Genomic DNA, 17,315 nt, shown 5'->3' with positions numbered 1-17,315 from the left:
TACTGTGAATAAAATTCAAAACCCGATCATATCGGTATCTAATGTAACTAAAAAATTCAAAGATGTAACCGCTGTTAGCGATCTTTCTCTCGAAATTAAAAAGGGAGAGTTCGTGGGTTTGCTTGGACCGAACGGAGCAGGTAAAACTACTTTGATCGAAATGTTGGAAGGAATCCAATTTCCTGATTCAGGAAAGATCCAAATTTTAGGCACAAGCTGGAAAGAGAGCGAAACATTTTTAAGAAGTAATATAGGTCTCGCTTTGCAAGAGACCAGATTTATGGATAGAGCCACTGTTTGGGAAACTCTGAAATTATTCGGAAGTTTTTACAAGGCCCCGGAATCTAGGCTTCATGAAATATTAGAACTCACAAGACTAACTGAAAAAAATAAATCCTTCGTGAACAGTTTATCCGGGGGCCAGAGGCAAAGGTTGGCTTTGGGCGTTTCTATCATGAACAAACCCGAAATTCTTTTTTTGGATGAGCCAACTACAGGTTTAGATCCGGGAGCTAGAAGAGATATCTGGAAAATCCTAGAGGATCTAAGAGCATATGGAACCACAATGATCCTCACCACTCATTATATGGAAGAAGCAGAAGTTCTCTGCGAGAGGATCATAGTAATGGATAAAGGTAGGATTTTGGACCAAGGATCTTTACCGGATCTTTTGGGAAAACTAGGGGGAGGAGAGATTGTTCGTTTTTCATTGGAGAATGGAACGGATCCAAGCGGGTATCTTCCTGAAAAAGGAAAATTCAAATTCAATTGGAATTCCGACACCAAAGAAGGCAGGATCTATGTGGAAAGAATTACTGATTATCTTCCTTCCATGTTGGATTCATTTTCTAGATCAGGGATCATTTTAAAAGAACTGGAATGTCATAAAAAGACCTTGGACGACTTATTCCTTTCCATGACCGGAAGAGGGTTGGAAGAATGAAACAAATCTATCATTTAGTCACGATTCAATTAAAAGAATTTTATAGAGAGCCTGGAATTCTTTTCTGGGCGTTCGTGTTTCCGATCGCGATCGCAGGTGTGTTAGGACTTGCATTCACTTCTAAAGGAGTTCTTCAAACTAGGGTTGCAATTATTTCTTCTTCTCATGATGCGAGCGGACTTTCTGCAAAAATCGAAAAAGCATTTTTGAATTCTTCCGGTGGAAATTCCAACGGATTAGGAGTGATCATTCCTCAGGTACTTGCAGAAGAAGATGCGATCAAGGCACTCAAAAGAGGAGAAATCAATCTTCTAGTCAAAGAAGATGAAAAAGGAAATTTAGAATTTTCCTTCGATCCAAATAATGCAAATGCTCAAAGAGATTATCTTCTACTTTCTAATGCTCTTTTGACCATGGAAGGAAAACAACAAGGTAGTTCTAGTATTCGAAAACTAGATTCAAAAGGTACAAGGTACATAGATTATCTGGTTCCTGGAATGCTCGCCATGGGAGTGATGAACTCTTGTCTTTGGGGAGTCGGCTGGAATCTCATCGAGATGAGGATGAAAAAACTTTTGAGAAGAATGTCTGCGACTCCGATGAACAAGTTGGCATTCGTAATGTCTTTTTTCTTCACCCGAATTTTTGTCACAACAGTAGAATCGATCATCTTTTTAACGTTTACATTTACTGTTTTTGAAAATGCGTTTTTCGGATCGATTCTCGCAGCACTTCTGATCTTTCTGACTGGAAACTTTGTATTTGCATGTATCGGGATCTTTGTGGGATCCAGGGCACAAAGTGCTCAGGTAGGGAACGGACTCGTGAATGCGTTCACATTTCCGATGATGGTTCTTTCCGGGATCTTCTTCAGTTATAAAAACTTTCCGGATATTGTACTTCCTTTTATAAAACATTTACCTTTAACCTTGATAGCGGATTCTTTAAGAGCCGTATTTATAGAAGGAGCCGGACTTGCGGAAATAGTCTATCCTTGCGTGTTTATGGTCGGGATCGGATTTTTTTTCTTGGGTGTTGGGCTTCGTATATTTCGCTGGTCTTAATAAGTTCTAACTGTAAGGAAACCGGATGAATTCTGAATGGAAACAATGGGTTTATGAAAAAACCGCAAAACCTTTCTTCTTAAGCATTCATCCAGAATCAGCTCACTACTTGGCCCAAAACTTACTTGGGCTTTCTAAAAAACTTCCGTTTGTGTTTCCTGTTTTGGAATCGCTTATGACGTATTCCAGTGATCGTTTGAAAACAAAGGTCGCAGGGATCGAATTTGTAAATCCGGTCGGATTAGGAGCGGGTTTCGATAAGACTGGCGAATTATATCCATTTTTATCTCGATTAGGTTTCGGTTCGATCGAAGTCGGGACGATTACCGGCCAAGCCCAACCTGGAAATCCAAAGCCAAGAATTTTCAGATATTCCGAAGACGAAGCCTTGATCAATCGAATGGGATTTAATAATCCCGGAGCAGACGTCGCGGAAGAAACAATTCGAAAACAGAAAAAAAACTGCATAAGAGGAATCAACGTTGGTAAAACAAAAATTATCTCCGAAGAGAATGCAGTAGATGATTATGTGTACTCGCTAAAAAAACTTATACCGTATGCAGACTATGCAGTCATCAATATCTCTTCTCCGAATACTCCTGGGCTTCGTAATTTTCAGAAGAAGGAAAACTTTACCAAATTGATGGAAGGTATCCGAAGCGGCTTAGGTGGAAAATTTCCAATCCCTACTTTTGTAAAATTTGCTCCAGACATGGAAAAAGAAGAATTGAAGAGTTTATTGGAACTCCTACCGGATTCTAAATTATCAGGCGTAATTCTTACTAACACTACTATAGATAAATCAGTCTTATCCAGATATCCAAACGTAGAAAAAGAAGGTGGAGTTTCCGGAAAACCGCTTCGCCAACGATCCACAGAATTTGTAAGATATGCATACTCTATCTTAAAAGGAAGTCTTCCTATCATTGGAGTTGGTGGGATCAACTCGGGAGAAGCCGCTTTAGAAAAAATTTTAGCGGGTGCGGACCTTGTCCAATTATACACGGGTTACGTATACAACGGGCCATTCTTGCCAGTGAGAATATTAGAATATTTAGATGGAGTTCTGAAAAGAACAGGAGCGAAATCGATTTCAGAATTAGTAGGAAAAAATAAGATTTAATCTTATTCTTCCGATACTTTACATTTTCCTCGTTCGTCCCATTCTGCTTTCCAGGCAGCAGAGTTTTGTTCCTTCACCAATCGAATTACTATATCGGAACAAACCGTTTTGGAACCGTTTTCGGATACTTCAAAATCGCCCTCGTATCTGAACCAAAATTGTTCTTTATTAGGAGTTAGATTTTGTCCGAATTCAGGCTCTGTTAAACGAATGGATTCTACCGATTTGGATTTCCCCTTCTCTTCTAAGATTGCCTCTTCTACAATTTGATAGACTTCGTCTTTTGTAGGAGGTTCTTTTCCTGGTTCAGTGACAACTACCGATCTTGCCATTCCGATATCGGAGAAGATCCAACCTTTCTCTCTTACGAATTGGTAGATCACTCCAACTGGAGTTTTGGTTGTCTGACCTTCTTTTTTTCGACTAGTAACGAAGAAGGAAAATTTGTATCTTAGATCCGGTGGTGCATTCTCTTCAGGAGGTTCTTTCTCGATTAACTTAGGCTTACCTGTAGCTTGTACGGAAAGTATTCTGTCTCCTGGGAATTTTTTGGACCATTGATTTTGTAATTCTTTTTTAGCCTTTTCCTCATCAGGAGTTCCTGCAATTTGTGAAGAAAGGTTTGTAGCAAAGGATATTAATAGGATTATCCCGATAATATACATCCTTGACATAGCTCATGAGTTTTATCGTCAGGAAAGATCCTTGTCAATGAAATTCCAGATTTGAAGCTTTATCGCGGAGGAAAGGGTTTTGAAAGAGATCCATCTCATAAGACATTCTAAATCCGATTGGAGTGATACTCATTTAAAGGATAAAGAACGTCCTTTGTCTAAGAGAGGTCGTAAAAATGCGCGATTTTTAGGAAAATATGTGGAGAAGGTTTCCTTTGTTGCGGATACCGCCCTTGTTTCGCCATCGATCAGAACTTCAGAAACTTGGAAGATATTACAAAGCTTTCAGAATATTACAAAGGACACTAAGATTATAAGTGAAATATATGAAGCGGAATATTCCGATCTACTTAGGATCTTAAGAGGCTTATCTTTTAAAATTAATAATGTTGTTTTGATCGGTCATAATCCAGGAATGGAAGACTTGGCAAATTATTTATTAGTAGGAAATAATCCGGACTCTCTTTTCGAAAAATTTCCGACTTCTTCTTTTATCAGTTTGGTAACAGACCAAAAAGATTGGGCAGATCTGGGAAGACAAAGTTGTAGACTCAAAAGGTTTTGGATCCCATGAGAAATAATACTTCAAATTTTAGTAATATACCTTTCCAGGCCTTGTTTAATGAAGAAACGATCTTATCTCGGGTCAAAGAATTAGGTTTGCAGATCGCAAATGACTACCAAGGCAAGAATCCTGTTTTTGTATGTGTTCTAAGAGGAGGAGTTTACTTCTTCTCTGATTTGACCAAAGCAGTTCCCATCCCTATAGAATTGGATTTTATCCAAGCTAAATCATATACTGGAACTGAATCCTCCGGAAACGTAGAACTGATCAAAGACTTAGATTCAGAGATCACAGGCAGAGATGTTTTAATTGTAGAAGATATTGTAGATACCGGCCGCACCCTGAAATTTTTAATCTCTCATATTCTTTCTAAAAAGCCGAACTCTCTGGAAGTAGCTTCTTTATTATTTAAAGAAGGTGGAGAGGCTGTTGGATATCCAATCAAATATATCGGTTGGAATATAGGAAAAGAATTCGTGATCGGATATGGTTTGGACTATGATGGCAAATTCAGAAATCTACCGGGAGTATTCCTCTATTCGGAAGATTGAGTGCTATTCTCCGGTTTTTTGATCAAAGTTTTTAATCCAGAAATAGAGGTTTCTAAGTCCTGGATCTTAGGTAAAAACTTTTCCCCATCTACAAAACCTTTACCTTCCTTCTTACCAAGCTCTGAATAGATCTCCGCACTCAGATCATGGTAGGCCTTTTGCAAACTGATATAAGAAGATTCCAAATGTCCGGGAGAGAGAGCCTTCTTCTTTATACTATACTTACGGAATAAAGAAAATCCGAACTTAAGCGTTACTAAAAAGTAAGCAGGAAGAAGAAGGGTGAGTGCCGTTTTTGTGACCGCAAAAATTTCCCAAGACTCGGAAATCGTATGACTTAAAAAGGATCTAAGTCCCGAGATAAAAACCACTGAGATCGTATAGTTTACTCTAGGCGTGGAGGGAGATAAGGTATTGATAACGTATAATAAAGGCAGAGAAAGTATTAAAACCAAAACTAAATCGATAGGAAAGAGATTTGAAATCAAATCCAGAAAATGAACGATGGCCTTATAGGTTCTCACCAGGTCGTCCACGGATTGGTTTAACCTGTCAAAGTCCGCCTTTAGATTGGAGAAAAACTGGGTGATCTGGTTCATTAATTCGCTCCGTAAAATTCCAGGATGGGAAAAGAGAACAGCCCTGTCTCGAAAGCTGCAAGAACTTTCCTTAACTAAAAAGTTATTCCTGGTATATTCCGTTTTTGCGTTATATTTTTTATTTTATCACGAGATACATCTTCCATTGCTTTGGATGATCGGTTTGGCTTTGATCGGTTATCTCGTATCCGGAATTCTTTTTTGGGGGATCGTATTCGCATTCCGAAAATTAGAAACTAAGATCGTTTTGCCTGCGATTTTTGCCGAAGTAGGGATTGAAAGACCGACTATTAAATTGGTTCCTTGGGTAGAAGCTTTCTTCTTCGCTTTTTCAGTCTTAGCATGTTTGCTCACCGGATTTTTTGAGAATCGATCGGGCATACTATTCTTTATTGTGTATGCACTCGGAGTTTTATCTGCAAGGCTTATAGACAATAAAACATATTATAAAATCGGATTATTGGGACTATCAATCCTAGCTGCCGGTCTGGTCAGTTTTAAAAGTTTACAGAGGGCCGAAATATTTGTGGCCTATTCCATGTTCAAACCTGATTTTGAACAAAAGGATTTAACTCGTTGGAATTACAATGAAGAGAATCGAACCTTACATAACGAGGATCTGAAACTCAGTGTCCTTCTTCCGGAAGAGTTTTATTTTCATAATCCTCAAAATCTGAATCTAGAAGATAAGACTGGAATTGGACAGATTGCAGGAATTATATCTACCAGTGATTCAGATCCGAATCGTTATCCTGTAATAAGGATCTTTTTTATTCCATTCAGATTCGACGACGAATCCGAATTACTTACCCAATTCAAAAAGTTTTTGGATCTCCAATTACAGAGAGGAGATATCCAAGAATTGAACGAATTAGAAAGGGAAGTTTTCGAAGAAAGATACTACGGAACTTTTTGGACATTCTACGATGTTCTCAGACCGAGATATGCAAAGACTGGAATGTTTTTCTTAGCAAAACATAAACAACCTTATAGTTTGGTCTTTATCATTGACGAAAGCCTGATCAAAGGAAGAAGGCACGAAGAGTCTGTCGAAAAGATCCTGACTAGCGTAAAAATAGAAGATTAGAATTCCTAACCTATCATTACGTAATCTAAATGATTCGCTATATGCATTGCATGAGCGAGCTCGTATTCTTGTTTAGTAAGTTTTCCGTAAGCAAAGTGAGGAGCAAATTCTCCGTTATAATTCGAGAATGTTGAGATCGCTTTCTTTAGTTCGAGAACGCTATCCGAAATTGAAACACTTGATTGTAAAACATCTGCGCCAGGGATCGGAGCATTTAAGTCGTGAGACATTTTTCCTTTTCTGGAAAAATTCCAGAAAGCGATTTTGCCCAAAGTGTTTTGGAAGACTTCTGATTTATTTTCCGGATAACCTTTAATAGAATAATAAATACTTTGAGCGCAGTGGAGAAGTATCTGGCTCGGATTCCATTCTCCGTAAGGAATGATCGTTTTAGAGAGAAGTATCTTTTCTAACTCTGTTTCCACTTCTGAAAAATTAGAAAATTTAAGTCCTCTTTCTTTTATACCTGCCGGAGCATTTGAACAGGATTCTAATACAGTTGCAGAGCTTGTTAGAATTCCAACAGCCACAGTTTTTTGTATAAATTCTTTTCTGGAAAAATTTGGATCCGACATTGGACTCTCCGCAGTTCTTTTATTTCTGTTTTCCTATACCTAACGTAAAAGACCAGAAGAGTCAAGAATTTGATCATTCTTGGGGAAGGTTTCCGATATACTTTGCCCTAGGCCTAATCAAGTTTCCTGAATGATATTGTTCCATCGCGTGAGCTAGCCAGCCTGCAGTTCTACCGATTGCAAAAATTCCAATTCCTGCACCTTTCGGTAATTTTAACGCCTTAGAAACAAGTGCAAGTCCAGCATCAATTGTAGGATAATCTTCTAAAAGTTCTTCTGTCTGTTTTAAGAATTGCAGATAGAGTTGCACATCTCCATCGTCCGGAAAAAATCTTTCGACCATTTGGATTAGTTTTCTGCCTCTGGGATCTCCTTTTTTATAAAGAGGATGACCAAAGCCTGGGATATTTTCTCCACCTCTTAATTTTTCTTCTAAGAGTTGTTTGTCTTTCTTTTTGTTTCCGCTTGTTTGGGAAAGAAGAAGGATCGCTTTCTCTGTGAGTAATCCATGCTTGGGTCCTGACAAAGCGGCAAGTCCTGCTAGCACCACTTGATAAAGAGAAGCTTCACTAGATGCCACACATCTTGCAGTAAAGGATGAAACATTCAATTCATGGTCTGCAGAAAGGATTAAAGCTGCCTCTAAAAGTTTGAGTTTGGATAAATAATTTGGGTCTTCTTTTTTCCGAAAAGGATTCCAACTGCTCAAAAGTGTTTCTGAAATTTTCCCTTCCGATTCTGTTTTGCCGGCAGAAAATAAGGTTAAATATCTTATAATAGAAGAAGAAGTTTTTCTGAATGTTTTAGGATCTTTACGAAATGCCTTTGCATCTTCATATTCTAAAAAAGGAAGTAAGATTCTGGAAACATCTAATATGGGTCTGCCTTCTAATAATTTTAGAATTTTATTACATTCTTCGGATAATATAGGCCAATCCGATTCGAACGGATTTATTTCTTCTGCTTCCCAAAGTAAACAGGCAATATCTTCGAAACTTTCATTCTCCGAAAGTTCTAAAACGTCTTTACCTCTATAAAAGAGGGAATTCTCACCAAGCAATGTGATTGAAGATTCTAATACAGGTTGCCCTAGAGATAAAGCGGCCTTTGCAGTCTTTCCGGGTTGGCTTCTTTCTTCCCTTCGAAGTAATAATTGTTCTATATCTTCTCTTCTATATCGTTTGCTTCTATCCTTATTGCCTCCGGATTCCGAATGTAATAAACCGCGACTAACGTATGCATATATAGTTTGAACTTCTACCCCTAAGGCGGAGGCGGCTTCATCTGCACTCAAGAACGGTTTTTTGAAAGAAAAAGCCATATATTGACAATATAATCAACATTGACTATACTTTGTCAACACGCTAAACTCGAATAGAATCAAAGGAGAAACACTATGCTAGTCTCTGAACAGGAAAAAGAGAAAATTTATAGCCCGGGTTTAGAAGGAATCCCAGCTGCAAGAACCAAACTTTCCCAGGTGGATGGAAAGGGAGGAAGGCTTATCATCGCAGGTTACCCTGTCGAAGAATTTGCAGGTAAAGCTGTCTTCGAAGAAACTATCTTTACACTTTGGAATGATAAGAGGCCAAAGCCTACCGAAACAAGTCTGTTCTCCGAAGAACTTAGATCTTCCAGAAGATTTTCTAAAGTGATACGAACCATCATTGAAGAAGCAGTATATGCAAATCTTCCTCTGATCGACATTTTACGGATTGGATCTGCTGCTCTTTCTTTAGGCTCTCAAAAAGAAGATCCTAAAAAGGATGCGATGGCAGTTCTTTCTACATTTCCTTTAATAGTCGCTTGGGCATTTCGTTTGTTGAAAGGGCAAGCCCCTGTTCTTCCAAGACAGGATCTAGACATTGCAGCTAACTTCTTGTATATGTTGAATGGTAACGATCCGGATCCAAGAAGTGTTCGTGCATTGAATACGTATCTAAATACGGTTTGTGATCATGGATTGAATGCTTCTACATTTGCTGCAAGAGTGATTATCTCTACTCAATCCGATATGATCTCTGCTGTCACCGGAGGACTCGGCGCATTAAAGGGGCCTCTCCATGGAGGAGCTCCTGGACCTGCATTAGACACCGTCTTTGAGATAGGAGCTAAGGAAAATGCGGAGAAGGTACTGAGAGAAAAATTGAAACATAACGAAAGACTAATGGGCTTTGGTCATAGGATTTATAAAGTTAGAGATCCACGCGCAGATGTTCTCGCAAAGGCAGCTAAAATCCTATATGATACGGACGAAAAAAGAGAATTTTATGATCTTGCCATGTTCGTGGAAAAAACTGCTTTAGAATTGCTCAAAGAGTATAAACCGGATAGAGTTCTGCAAACCAATGTGGAATTTTATACTGCATTACTTTTGCATGGACTAGGATTTCCGACCGAGATCTTTACTCCGGTATTTGCGATGGGAAGAGCGGCAGGCTGGACGGCACATTGTTTTGAACAAATGCAAGAAAGGATCCTCCGACCGGATGCGATATATACAGGAGAGGACGGAAAACTTTGGAATTGAAAAAGACATATTATAGGGAGAGAATTTATTCTTCTCTCTCTATAATATGATTATTTTTTAGAAGTTTTCTTTCTAGCTTCTATTAGATCCGTTTGGACAACGGAAAGAGGATCGATCATCGTTCCTAAAACTCTAAGTCCCAAATGTAAATGGGGGCCGGTAGACATTCCTGTGGATCCGATCTTTCCGATCAAATCTCCCTTCTTCACTTTGTCTCCAGGCTTTACTAAAATTTCGGACTGGTGCATGTATAAGGAATACAATTCCAAACCATGATCTATCACTGTAAAATTTCCCTCGTAGTACATAGATCTTGCTAAGATTACGGTGCCGTCATTGATCGCATAAATAGGATCTCCTACACCACCTTTAAAATCGGAACCGCCATGTGGGCGACCTTTCTCTTTATTATAGATCCTACGTTTATAAAAAGGGCTGTTTAATATAGGATTGTGAACAGGATATTCGAAATCTGTTTCAACTTGAAGATCCGACCTGGATTGGAACGCCTTTGCTTTTGCTTCGGAACATTCTTTAATGAATGCCTTTGTTTCTTCCGAAAGTTCATCTGTTGTATATTGTTTATCCATCGTGAGATGGGACACTTTAGAAGTGGCAAAGTATGTCTTTTGGATCGGGATCTCGTATTTCTTAGAATCATTTTTTGTAAAAAGATGTTTCTCAGTTAATTCCAAAACTCCGTACGGTTTTGAAAATTCGGGGGAGATAGGAAGAAATGTGAGGATATAACCTTCTCTTTGAGTGAATGGGATCTCTTGGCCTTCCCAGCTGATCGTAAAATTTCCAAGCTTATCTAAAATTTTAGGCAGAGGTTTTATTTTTAAAAAAAGAAGGTCTCCTTGCGCAAACTTTCTACCGGAAAGAGAGAATGAAAACAGTTCTTCCTGTTTTTCTACGATCTCACCTTTCAGCCTTTTGGATGATTTCTTTTCGGAAACAACCGTCTTAGGTTTTTTCTCTTCCTTTTTCTTTTCCGGTTTAGAGTTTAAGGCGACCTGATTTATCTTAGGAAGTACAGAAGCCTTTTTAGGTTCTTCTTTTTTATTTTTAGGATTTGTGTCTTTTGGATAAGCTCCTGTAAAAGAGACACCGATTACAAAACAAAAAACTGCGGTTTTTTTAAGAGAAATAGACATAAAGGAAAATGGTCCTGAACTAAGGACCTTCTCATCTTAGAATAAGACGTTTATTGGTACAGAAATATTTTTCCTAATTTGTAAAGAATCTATTCTTCAGACAAAAACGAAAGAAGTTCAGGGTTCAATATTTCAGGAATCTCGTGATGGATCCAATGAGTACCTTTAGAAAAGAAATGTACTGAAGCATCCGAAAATAGTTCCAGAGTTTCTTCTGCCATTTCTTTGGCTAAAAATCTATCCTTTTCTCCCCAGAAAATCCGTGTAGGAACCTTGATCTTTCTTGTCCGAATCAATTTAGGGGGATTTTTAACTGCTGCACGATACCAATGAAGCATTGATTTTACGCATCCAGGCATTGCCCAGGCTTCCTTATAAATGGAAATTTCTTCTTCAGAAAAGGCCCCCTTCATTGATGTTTTTGTCAGGGATCTTTCTAATTTTCTGAAATTCAATCTGGAGAGCAAAAATTCAGGTAACCAAGGGATTCGGAAAAAAAGGATATACATGCTCTTCTTCCTTTGGACTTTATCCGAAAGAATTTTTCTTTTCATGATCGTTGGATGAGGAACATTTAAGATACATGCTTTTCTAAAGCGTTCCGGAAACTTAGAAAGGGCCCAGTACGTTACCGCTCCTCCCCAATCGTGAGCAATAATATCCGTTTTGGAAATTTCATACGCATCTAAAATTGAAATAATGTCTTCGGATAAAATATCTAGTCCGTAATCTGAAATGGATTTAGGCTTGGAACTTCTTGCATAACCTCTTTGATCTGGAGCGATCACTAAATATCCGAGTTTTGCAAAGTAGCCGATTTGATTTTTCCAAGCGTAAGAAAATTCGGGAAATCCGTGTAATAGTAATAATGGTTTTCCGTCTTTCGGACCTGACTCTAATAAGAAAAATTTTTGTCCATTTGTATCCAAATATTCGGAACGTACTTCCGGAAAATCGGAAGGAAATGGAAAAGTTTGCGGTTTCTCTTTTAAATCGGAAGGCATGATAGAAGCGAATAATATTCGGATTCGTTTTGGATTCAAGAAAGAATAACATATGGTTATGTAAACGATTGTTTATTTTTTAATTGAGAGAATACCTCAGTTCTTCATATTTTTGGAATGTTATTTACTATTATAAATATTCTCCCAACGTTCCTTAAAGAAACAAAGGTATAGCCATTTTGGAGCGAAAGGCACCTGCGCAAATTCCAAATGTAGCAAATCTATAGTTCTGAGCAGCCTCTGTTTCTCTAGGAGGGCTATCACTGGTCACATCGCATGGATCCAAAAATATTAGTGCAGTACATTGATATACTTCTTTCTCATTTAAATAATGGTATTCAGTACATCCTTTTACTAGCTGAGGTTCCGTGCATGATTCTCCCGTTAAAGCCAAATAACTTACTCCGTAATTAAATCCGGATTGTGCAAAAGTCTCACATCTAAGAGCTAATCCATTCACCGCTGCGATAAGTAGGACTTGAGCATCTTTATAATATATTTTGGATGGATCTGATTTATCTTTCTCTTCGTAGTATTCTTGTTGAACTAAACAATAAGAAGAGACGCTAATTACGAATAATATTGTGAGCTTATGGAGATGTTCTTTCATATAACCCCCAAACAAAATAGCGTTTATTAGTATGCCTAACCTAAGAGAATATCTATAACTTTTTCAGAAAAAGATCGTCTCCCCTCAATACATTCAGATCCACCGGACCTTCTATACCTTCTAATCGCGCCCTGCTATGGTATTGCCAGATAATCCAATTCCTTTTAAAAGAAGAAGATGGGTGTCCGAATATGTCACGGATCCAAACAGGATATTCTAAAAAATCGTCTTTCAAATATAGATCTATAAATTCGTAAGTTAGATATAATATGGGCTTCTTTCCATAATGATTTTCTAATGCGGTTAGAAAGTTTTGTATTTCTTTTTTTACATCCTGTATGGGAGGTCGTTCTTTGCAGTTTCCTACGAATTCTAAATCTGCAACAGGAGGCAAAGATTCAGGATCTTTGGGAACTAATGAAATAAAATTAAAAGCTTGTTCCTTTCCGGAGCGGCAAAGGGTGAAAAAATGATAAGCTCCCACTCGGAATCCGATACGATTTGCAGATTCCCAATTAGCGGAGAATGCTTTGTCTTTCCAATCTCCTCCTTCGGTTGCTTTGATGTAGACGAATTGAATTTTATTTTTAGGGACCTTCTTCCAGTTGATCTCTCCTTGGTGATTAGAGACGTCAATCCCGCGTATTGGATATTCAGTTTGAGAAGGATATACGAACCAAAGAATTCCTTTGTCGAATGCAAAATACAAACCGACAGAACTCAGTAAGAGTAGGAGTAAAACTGGGAGAATTTTTCGTAAGATTTTCATTTGAGTTTTCTGGATAAGAAATCCTTTTGAATACAAGTTTCAGACAATTCTTTATAAAATGTAGTATATCCGACATTCATCCGGAGCGTTGAAAATTATGTCTCTTTTTTGAGTCTTCTTGTTCGGCAAATCCCCGTTCTCTCTTTAGAAAATTCTTCTTACTTCTACTTCTCTGCTTCCTTAGCCGTTGAATTTTCAAAAAAACCCCTCATAAAATTCCGGATTCCGCCGAAACAAAGAACAGGGACCGGACAATGATATTAAATAAAGAGGAATGGTTGGATCGGGTGTCTTCTCTTTTCGAGGAAGAAATCCGACTGTACTCCGAAATCCTGGAGTTAGAGAAAGAAAAGACGGAATCGATCACGAAAGCGGACGGAAGATCTTTGGAAACGATTTCTAAAAAGACTTATGAATTGATCGTTCACGCAAGCGAACTGGAAAGAGTTCGTATGTCCGCTATTCATGATGTTTATACATCAGGTAATTTAGGAATTCCTAAAGAAGGCGAACTGACTCTTACTGATTTTTTAAATAAGATAGACCGTGAATCCGAGCACAAGTTGAAACAACTCGGAACAAGATTGAAGGATACGGTTCATAGGCTTAAAGATAAGATCAAAGCCAATGATAAATTGATCCGAACCAGACAGGAATTTTTGAAGGCCACCATCGACGCGATGCGAACGAACGCAAACAGCGGGGAAGTCGAAGTTTACGAGGATGAAAATCCAAGCACAGTCAGGAACAAGAAGAAACGTTCCTCGGTATTAGTAAACGCTTCCGCGTAAGGATTGGATAGGAGGGAAGAAGTATGGGATCCACATTCTCCGGATTAGAAATAGGTAAAAGAGGTCTCGCTGCTCACCAGCAAGCTCTACAAACTACCGGCCATAATATTTCAAACGCGGATAATAAACATTATTCCCGCCAAAGAGTTGTTTTACAAGCGACAGATCCTCTGTACGAACCTTCTTTGAATCGTGCTCACGTTCCCGGTCAGATTGGACAAGGTGTTGAAATCGGTTCCATCGAACGTGTTAGAGATAATTTTATCGATGATAGAATTATAGAAACTTCTGGTGTAAAAGATTATTGGGCCGCTAAGAACGAATATCTCTACCAAGCTGAGAATATTTTCAACGAGCCTAACGGTACTACTCTTAGAACTTTAATGGATAAATTCTGGTCTTCTTGGGAAGAACTTGCGAATTATCCTGAAGATAACGCACATCGTTCCGTAGTTTTGGAAAAAGCACAGGGCCTCGGAAGTAGAATGGAAGATGTATATCGCAAACTTTCTCAATTGAGAGACCAAGCGAACCGCGAGATCGAAGCTCATGCACTTCATTTGAATACGATCGGAGAGAATATCCGCACCTTAAACGAAAGGATTGCTAAGTCGGAAGCGTTAGGCGATAGACCGAATGACCTTTATGACAAGAGAGATGCTCTTTTACAGGAACTTTCTGGCTTAACAGATATTACCATCGGTAGAAGTGACGAAGACGAGCTGATGGTGTTTATTGGCCAGCAGATCCTGGTCCAAGGTGGAAAGCTTAACCGTGTAGATATATTAGGAAATCCTTCTAAAGATGGTCTTTTAGATCTTTATTGGAAAGTTACGGGAGACCCGGTCCTTCTCCGCAAAGGAAGACTGCAAGGTTTGATCGAAGTTAGAGATAAAATTTTGGGCGAGAAGATCGACCAAGTGGACGCTCTTGCGATCAATGTTATGGATGTGATCAATGAGATCCATAAAGACGGTTTTGGTCTGAACGGAAATACAAATCAGAACTTCTTTGATATTCGTTCTTTGGCTTTGAATACTTTCGGTGAATATGATTCAGACGGCGATGGCCAGAATGATATCAGCGCTATCTTTAGAGTTACCGGTAAGAATACTTTGGATCCGGATCGTCCTGTAGGGATCAGCGGAACCATGACATTCTTAAAACCTGATGAAAAAGAAACTCAGGTTTTAATTCCTTATTCTGCAAATGATACTCTGAACGGTATTATCAAACGTATCAATGCTTCTAAAGTTGGTGTTGTGGCTTACATGAATCATGATAACCAATTGGCATTCAAAGCGACTGTTGCGGAAGATACTCCTAAGAAAAACTTCATTCTTAGACACATCGAAGATTCCGGAGAATTATTAGTAGGTTTAACTGGAATGCTGATGGCTTCCGGGCCTTCCGGTGCTTATGATTACAAACGTTTGGGAGAGATCACTAAACTTCAATCTAAGCCGGAAGACATTACTTTATCACCGCATTTTCATCCTTCTTCTCATTTTAAAGTGAATGAACATATTGCGAATAACGTAGCAAATATCGCGGCAGCAAGAGGAAAGGATGTTGGTGGAACTGGAGATTATAATTCTCCTGGAGGTCATAAGGACGGTAGGAATGCTCTTTTAGTAGCTTCTTCCCTTAGAAATAATCCTGTGATGGTGGATTATTCCAAAACCACAGATGATTTTTATAATAGTCTGATCTCTAAACTTGCCACAGAAGCAAGAGAATCAAAACAAGAATTTGGGATCCAATCAGATCTTATGACCGAACTCGAAAATATGAGACAGTCGGTGATGGGTGTAAGTTTGGACGAGGAAATGGCCAATATGGTCCAGTTCCAGCACTCGTACAATGCGTCTGCGAAGATGATCAATACTATGAATGAAATTCTAGATACGATCATCAATCGTTTGGGCGCGTAATTCCGCCGGAATAGCAAGGAGGCGAAGCCATGATGCGGATCACTAACATGATGCAAAATAACACTCTGGTGAGGACTTTGAATCGTCACCAGTTGTCTTTGGACGAAACCCAAAACCAATTGGGGACAGGACAAAGAATTAGGACTCCTTCCGACGATCCTGGAAGGGCGACCAACCAAATGTTCTTCCGATCTAGGATGAACGAGTTGGATACTTTTCAGGCTAATATCGACGACGGTTTCGGAAGATTGCAGCAGATCGACGGCGAATTGGACAGGATAGGAAACTTATTTCAAAGAGCGAGAGTTCTTGCAGTCCAAGCTTCCAACGGTATCTACCAAGGTGACAAAGGTTTCGAATTAGAAGTTGCCGTTGGTAAAGAGATTGATGAATTACTAAGAGCGTTAGTCGATATTGCGAACACAAGAGATGCCACAGGAAGACCTCTTTTCGGCGGACATGTGATCGAAAGACCTCCTTTTGAACCGATTGAATCCAAGATCAAAGGACTCCAAGGATTGGAACTAAAAAACCAATACATTGGAGTAGAATACAGAGGAGACATCGGAGAGCAGATCAGAGAGATCGAAAAGGGAGAATATATCCCTGTTACCATTCCTGGAAACAAAGTGTTCTGGGGAACGAACATGAGTGTTACCAGCCGTGTGGATAACTCAGGTTATGTTGCTGTATCCGATCAAAAATTCAAGATCGATGGAGCGGAGATCCAAGTTTCCGCAGGTGATACTATCGACGATATCATAGACAAGATCAATAACTCTCCGATCGAAGCTAAGGCGAATAAACTTGCTCAAGATAATATCAGTCTTAGTTCCACTGCACCCCACCAGATTTGGTTAGAGGATGTGGATGGAGGAACTGTTCTAAGAGATATCGGTCTGATCGACGCGGGCAATTCCGAACCTCCTAATAATTACAGTAAGTCTGCAACTGTTACAGGACTTTCGGTGTTTGATGTGCTTATTCAGTTCAGAAATGACCTGATCCAGAAAGACCAAGAGAGAATTTCAGGTCGTGATATCCAGGATTTGGATCTTGCATTGGAGAATATTCTTCGTTATAGATCCATAGTAGGTGCTAGGATGAATCGTATGGAGGAACATTCTCAAAGAGTTTCCTTTGATAAATCCTATATGACCGAACTACTCGCTAAAAATGAAGGAATCGATTTCCCGGAAACTATCATGAACTTGAAGTGGCTGGAAACGATTCATCAATACGCACTTAACGTTGGTTCCAAGGTGATCAAACCCACTTTGATGGACTTCCTAAGATAAGAATAAGATTCTCCGATATTAAGTCGGGGAATTCTTCTTGT

18 protein-coding genes are annotated in these 17,315 nt (G+C 39.0%); 10 read left to right on the top strand and 8 right to left on the bottom strand.

Annotation, left to right across the window (positions count from 1 at the left end; genetic code table 11):
* Positions 1–4 precede the first annotated feature (4 nt).
* The 3 genes from CH365_RS06165 to CH365_RS06155 are packed head-to-tail and all read left to right on the top strand — an operon-like array spanning position 5 to position 3,130.
* On the top strand, positions 5–943 hold the full coding sequence (locus tag CH365_RS06165; RefSeq protein ID WP_100767716.1) for an ABC transporter ATP-binding protein: 939 nt from the start codon (positions 5–7) through the stop codon (positions 941–943).
* Complete coding sequence (locus CH365_RS06160; RefSeq protein WP_100767715.1) at positions 940–2,007, top strand: ABC transporter permease; 1,068 nt, start codon at positions 940–942, stop codon at positions 2,005–2,007. Before CH365_RS06165 ends, CH365_RS06160 begins: the two co-directional genes overlap by 4 nt.
* A 25-nt stretch (positions 2,008–2,032) precedes the next feature.
* The gene (locus CH365_RS06155; RefSeq protein ID WP_100767714.1) at positions 2,033–3,130 is read left to right on the top strand and encodes a quinone-dependent dihydroorotate dehydrogenase; all 1,098 of its coding nucleotides are present in this window, start codon (positions 2,033–2,035) and stop codon (positions 3,128–3,130) included.
* Positions 3,131–3,132: 2 nt separating this feature from the next.
* Here the strand turns inward: CH365_RS06155 and CH365_RS06150 are convergent, their stop codons facing one another.
* The gene (locus CH365_RS06150) at positions 3,133–3,795 is read right to left on the bottom strand and encodes a hypothetical protein (RefSeq protein WP_100767713.1); all 663 of its coding nucleotides are present in this window, start codon (positions 3,793–3,795) and stop codon (positions 3,133–3,135) included.
* An 88-nt stretch (positions 3,796–3,883) separates the two neighbouring features.
* Here CH365_RS06150 and CH365_RS06145 point away from each other — a divergent pair, with 88 nt between their 5' ends.
* Together CH365_RS06145 and hpt are read left to right on the top strand one after the other, a co-directional pair.
* Positions 3,884–4,378, top strand: coding sequence for a SixA phosphatase family protein (locus tag CH365_RS06145; protein ID WP_100767712.1), 495 nt, complete (start codon positions 3,884–3,886; stop codon positions 4,376–4,378).
* Positions 4,375–4,920 (top strand): hypoxanthine phosphoribosyltransferase, encoded by a 546-nt coding sequence (gene hpt, locus CH365_RS06140; protein WP_100767711.1) that lies wholly within the window; start codon positions 4,375–4,377, stop codon positions 4,918–4,920. The genes CH365_RS06145 and hpt overlap by 4 nt, the downstream gene beginning before the upstream one ends.
* Here hpt and CH365_RS06135 read toward each other — a convergent pair.
* The gene (locus CH365_RS06135) at positions 4,905–5,519 is read right to left on the bottom strand and encodes a hypothetical protein (protein WP_100767710.1); all 615 of its coding nucleotides are present in this window, start codon (positions 5,517–5,519) and stop codon (positions 4,905–4,907) included. The two genes, hpt and CH365_RS06135, sit on opposite strands and share 16 nt — an antisense overlap.
* Between CH365_RS06135 and CH365_RS06130 the strand changes: the two genes are divergently transcribed.
* The gene (locus tag CH365_RS06130; protein ID WP_208861168.1) at positions 5,518–6,606 is read left to right on the top strand and encodes a hypothetical protein; all 1,089 of its coding nucleotides are present in this window, start codon (positions 5,518–5,520) and stop codon (positions 6,604–6,606) included. The genes CH365_RS06135 and CH365_RS06130 overlap by 2 nt on opposite strands.
* 5 nt (positions 6,607–6,611) lie before the next feature.
* Here CH365_RS06130 and CH365_RS06125 read toward each other — a convergent pair whose 3' ends face one another.
* The gene (locus CH365_RS06125) at positions 6,612–7,181 is read right to left on the bottom strand and encodes a DUF1569 domain-containing protein (protein ID WP_100767708.1); all 570 of its coding nucleotides are present in this window, start codon (positions 7,179–7,181) and stop codon (positions 6,612–6,614) included.
* A 73-nt stretch (positions 7,182–7,254) separates the two neighbouring features.
* On the bottom strand, positions 7,255–8,502 hold the full coding sequence (locus CH365_RS06120) for a citrate synthase family protein (protein WP_100767707.1): 1,248 nt from the start codon (positions 8,500–8,502) through the stop codon (positions 7,255–7,257).
* 75 nt (positions 8,503–8,577) lie between these two features.
* Here CH365_RS06120 and CH365_RS06115 point away from each other — a divergent pair, with 75 nt between their 5' ends.
* Positions 8,578–9,711, top strand: a complete 1,134-nt coding sequence (locus CH365_RS06115) for a citrate synthase/methylcitrate synthase (RefSeq protein ID WP_100767706.1) — start codon at positions 8,578–8,580, stop codon at positions 9,709–9,711.
* A 50-nt stretch (positions 9,712–9,761) separates the two neighbouring features.
* Here the strand turns inward: CH365_RS06115 and CH365_RS06110 are convergent, their stop codons facing one another.
* The 4 genes from CH365_RS06110 to CH365_RS06095 all read right to left on the bottom strand — a co-directional run bounded on the left by CH365_RS06110 (position 9,762) and on the right by CH365_RS06095 (position 13,251).
* Positions 9,762–10,868 carry a M23 family metallopeptidase gene (locus tag CH365_RS06110; RefSeq protein WP_100767705.1) on the bottom strand — a complete coding sequence of 369 codons (1,107 nt, stop codon included), beginning with the start codon at positions 10,866–10,868 and terminating at the stop codon, positions 9,762–9,764.
* Between the two features lie 89 nt (positions 10,869–10,957).
* The gene (locus CH365_RS06105; RefSeq protein ID WP_244283005.1) at positions 10,958–11,911 is read right to left on the bottom strand and encodes an alpha/beta fold hydrolase; all 954 of its coding nucleotides are present in this window, start codon (positions 11,909–11,911) and stop codon (positions 10,958–10,960) included.
* 115 nt (positions 11,912–12,026) lie between these two features.
* Positions 12,027–12,482 (bottom strand): hypothetical protein, encoded by a 456-nt coding sequence (locus CH365_RS06100; RefSeq protein WP_100767703.1) that lies wholly within the window; start codon positions 12,480–12,482, stop codon positions 12,027–12,029.
* 52 nt (positions 12,483–12,534) lie between these two features.
* Positions 12,535–13,251, bottom strand: coding sequence for a glycoside hydrolase family 25 protein (locus CH365_RS06095; RefSeq protein ID WP_100767875.1), 717 nt, complete (start codon positions 13,249–13,251; stop codon positions 12,535–12,537).
* A gap of 254 nt (positions 13,252–13,505) precedes the next feature.
* Here CH365_RS06095 and CH365_RS06090 point away from each other — a divergent pair, with 254 nt between their 5' ends.
* The 3 genes from CH365_RS06090 to CH365_RS06080 are packed head-to-tail and all read left to right on the top strand — an operon-like array spanning position 13,506 to position 17,274.
* Positions 13,506–14,042, top strand: a complete 537-nt coding sequence (locus tag CH365_RS06090) for a flagellar protein FlgN (protein WP_100767702.1) — start codon at positions 13,506–13,508, stop codon at positions 14,040–14,042.
* 23 nt (positions 14,043–14,065) lie between these two features.
* Positions 14,066–15,976: a flagellar hook-associated protein FlgK gene (gene flgK, locus CH365_RS06085; protein ID WP_100767701.1), complete on the top strand. Its 1,911-nt coding sequence runs from the start codon at positions 14,066–14,068 to the stop codon at positions 15,974–15,976.
* A gap of 32 nt (positions 15,977–16,008) precedes the next feature.
* Positions 16,009–17,274, top strand: coding sequence for a flagellar hook-associated protein 3 (locus tag CH365_RS06080; RefSeq protein WP_100767700.1), 1,266 nt, complete (start codon positions 16,009–16,011; stop codon positions 17,272–17,274).
* Positions 17,275–17,315: the final 41 nt, after the last annotated feature.

Origin of the sequence: Leptospira neocaledonica (assembly GCF_002812205.1) — a bacterium.
GTDB classification, from domain to species: domain Bacteria; phylum Spirochaetota; class Leptospiria; order Leptospirales; family Leptospiraceae; genus Leptospira_B; species Leptospira_B neocaledonica.
Note: the sequence above shows the minus strand (reverse complement) of the source record. Positions and strands in the feature narration are given on the sequence as shown.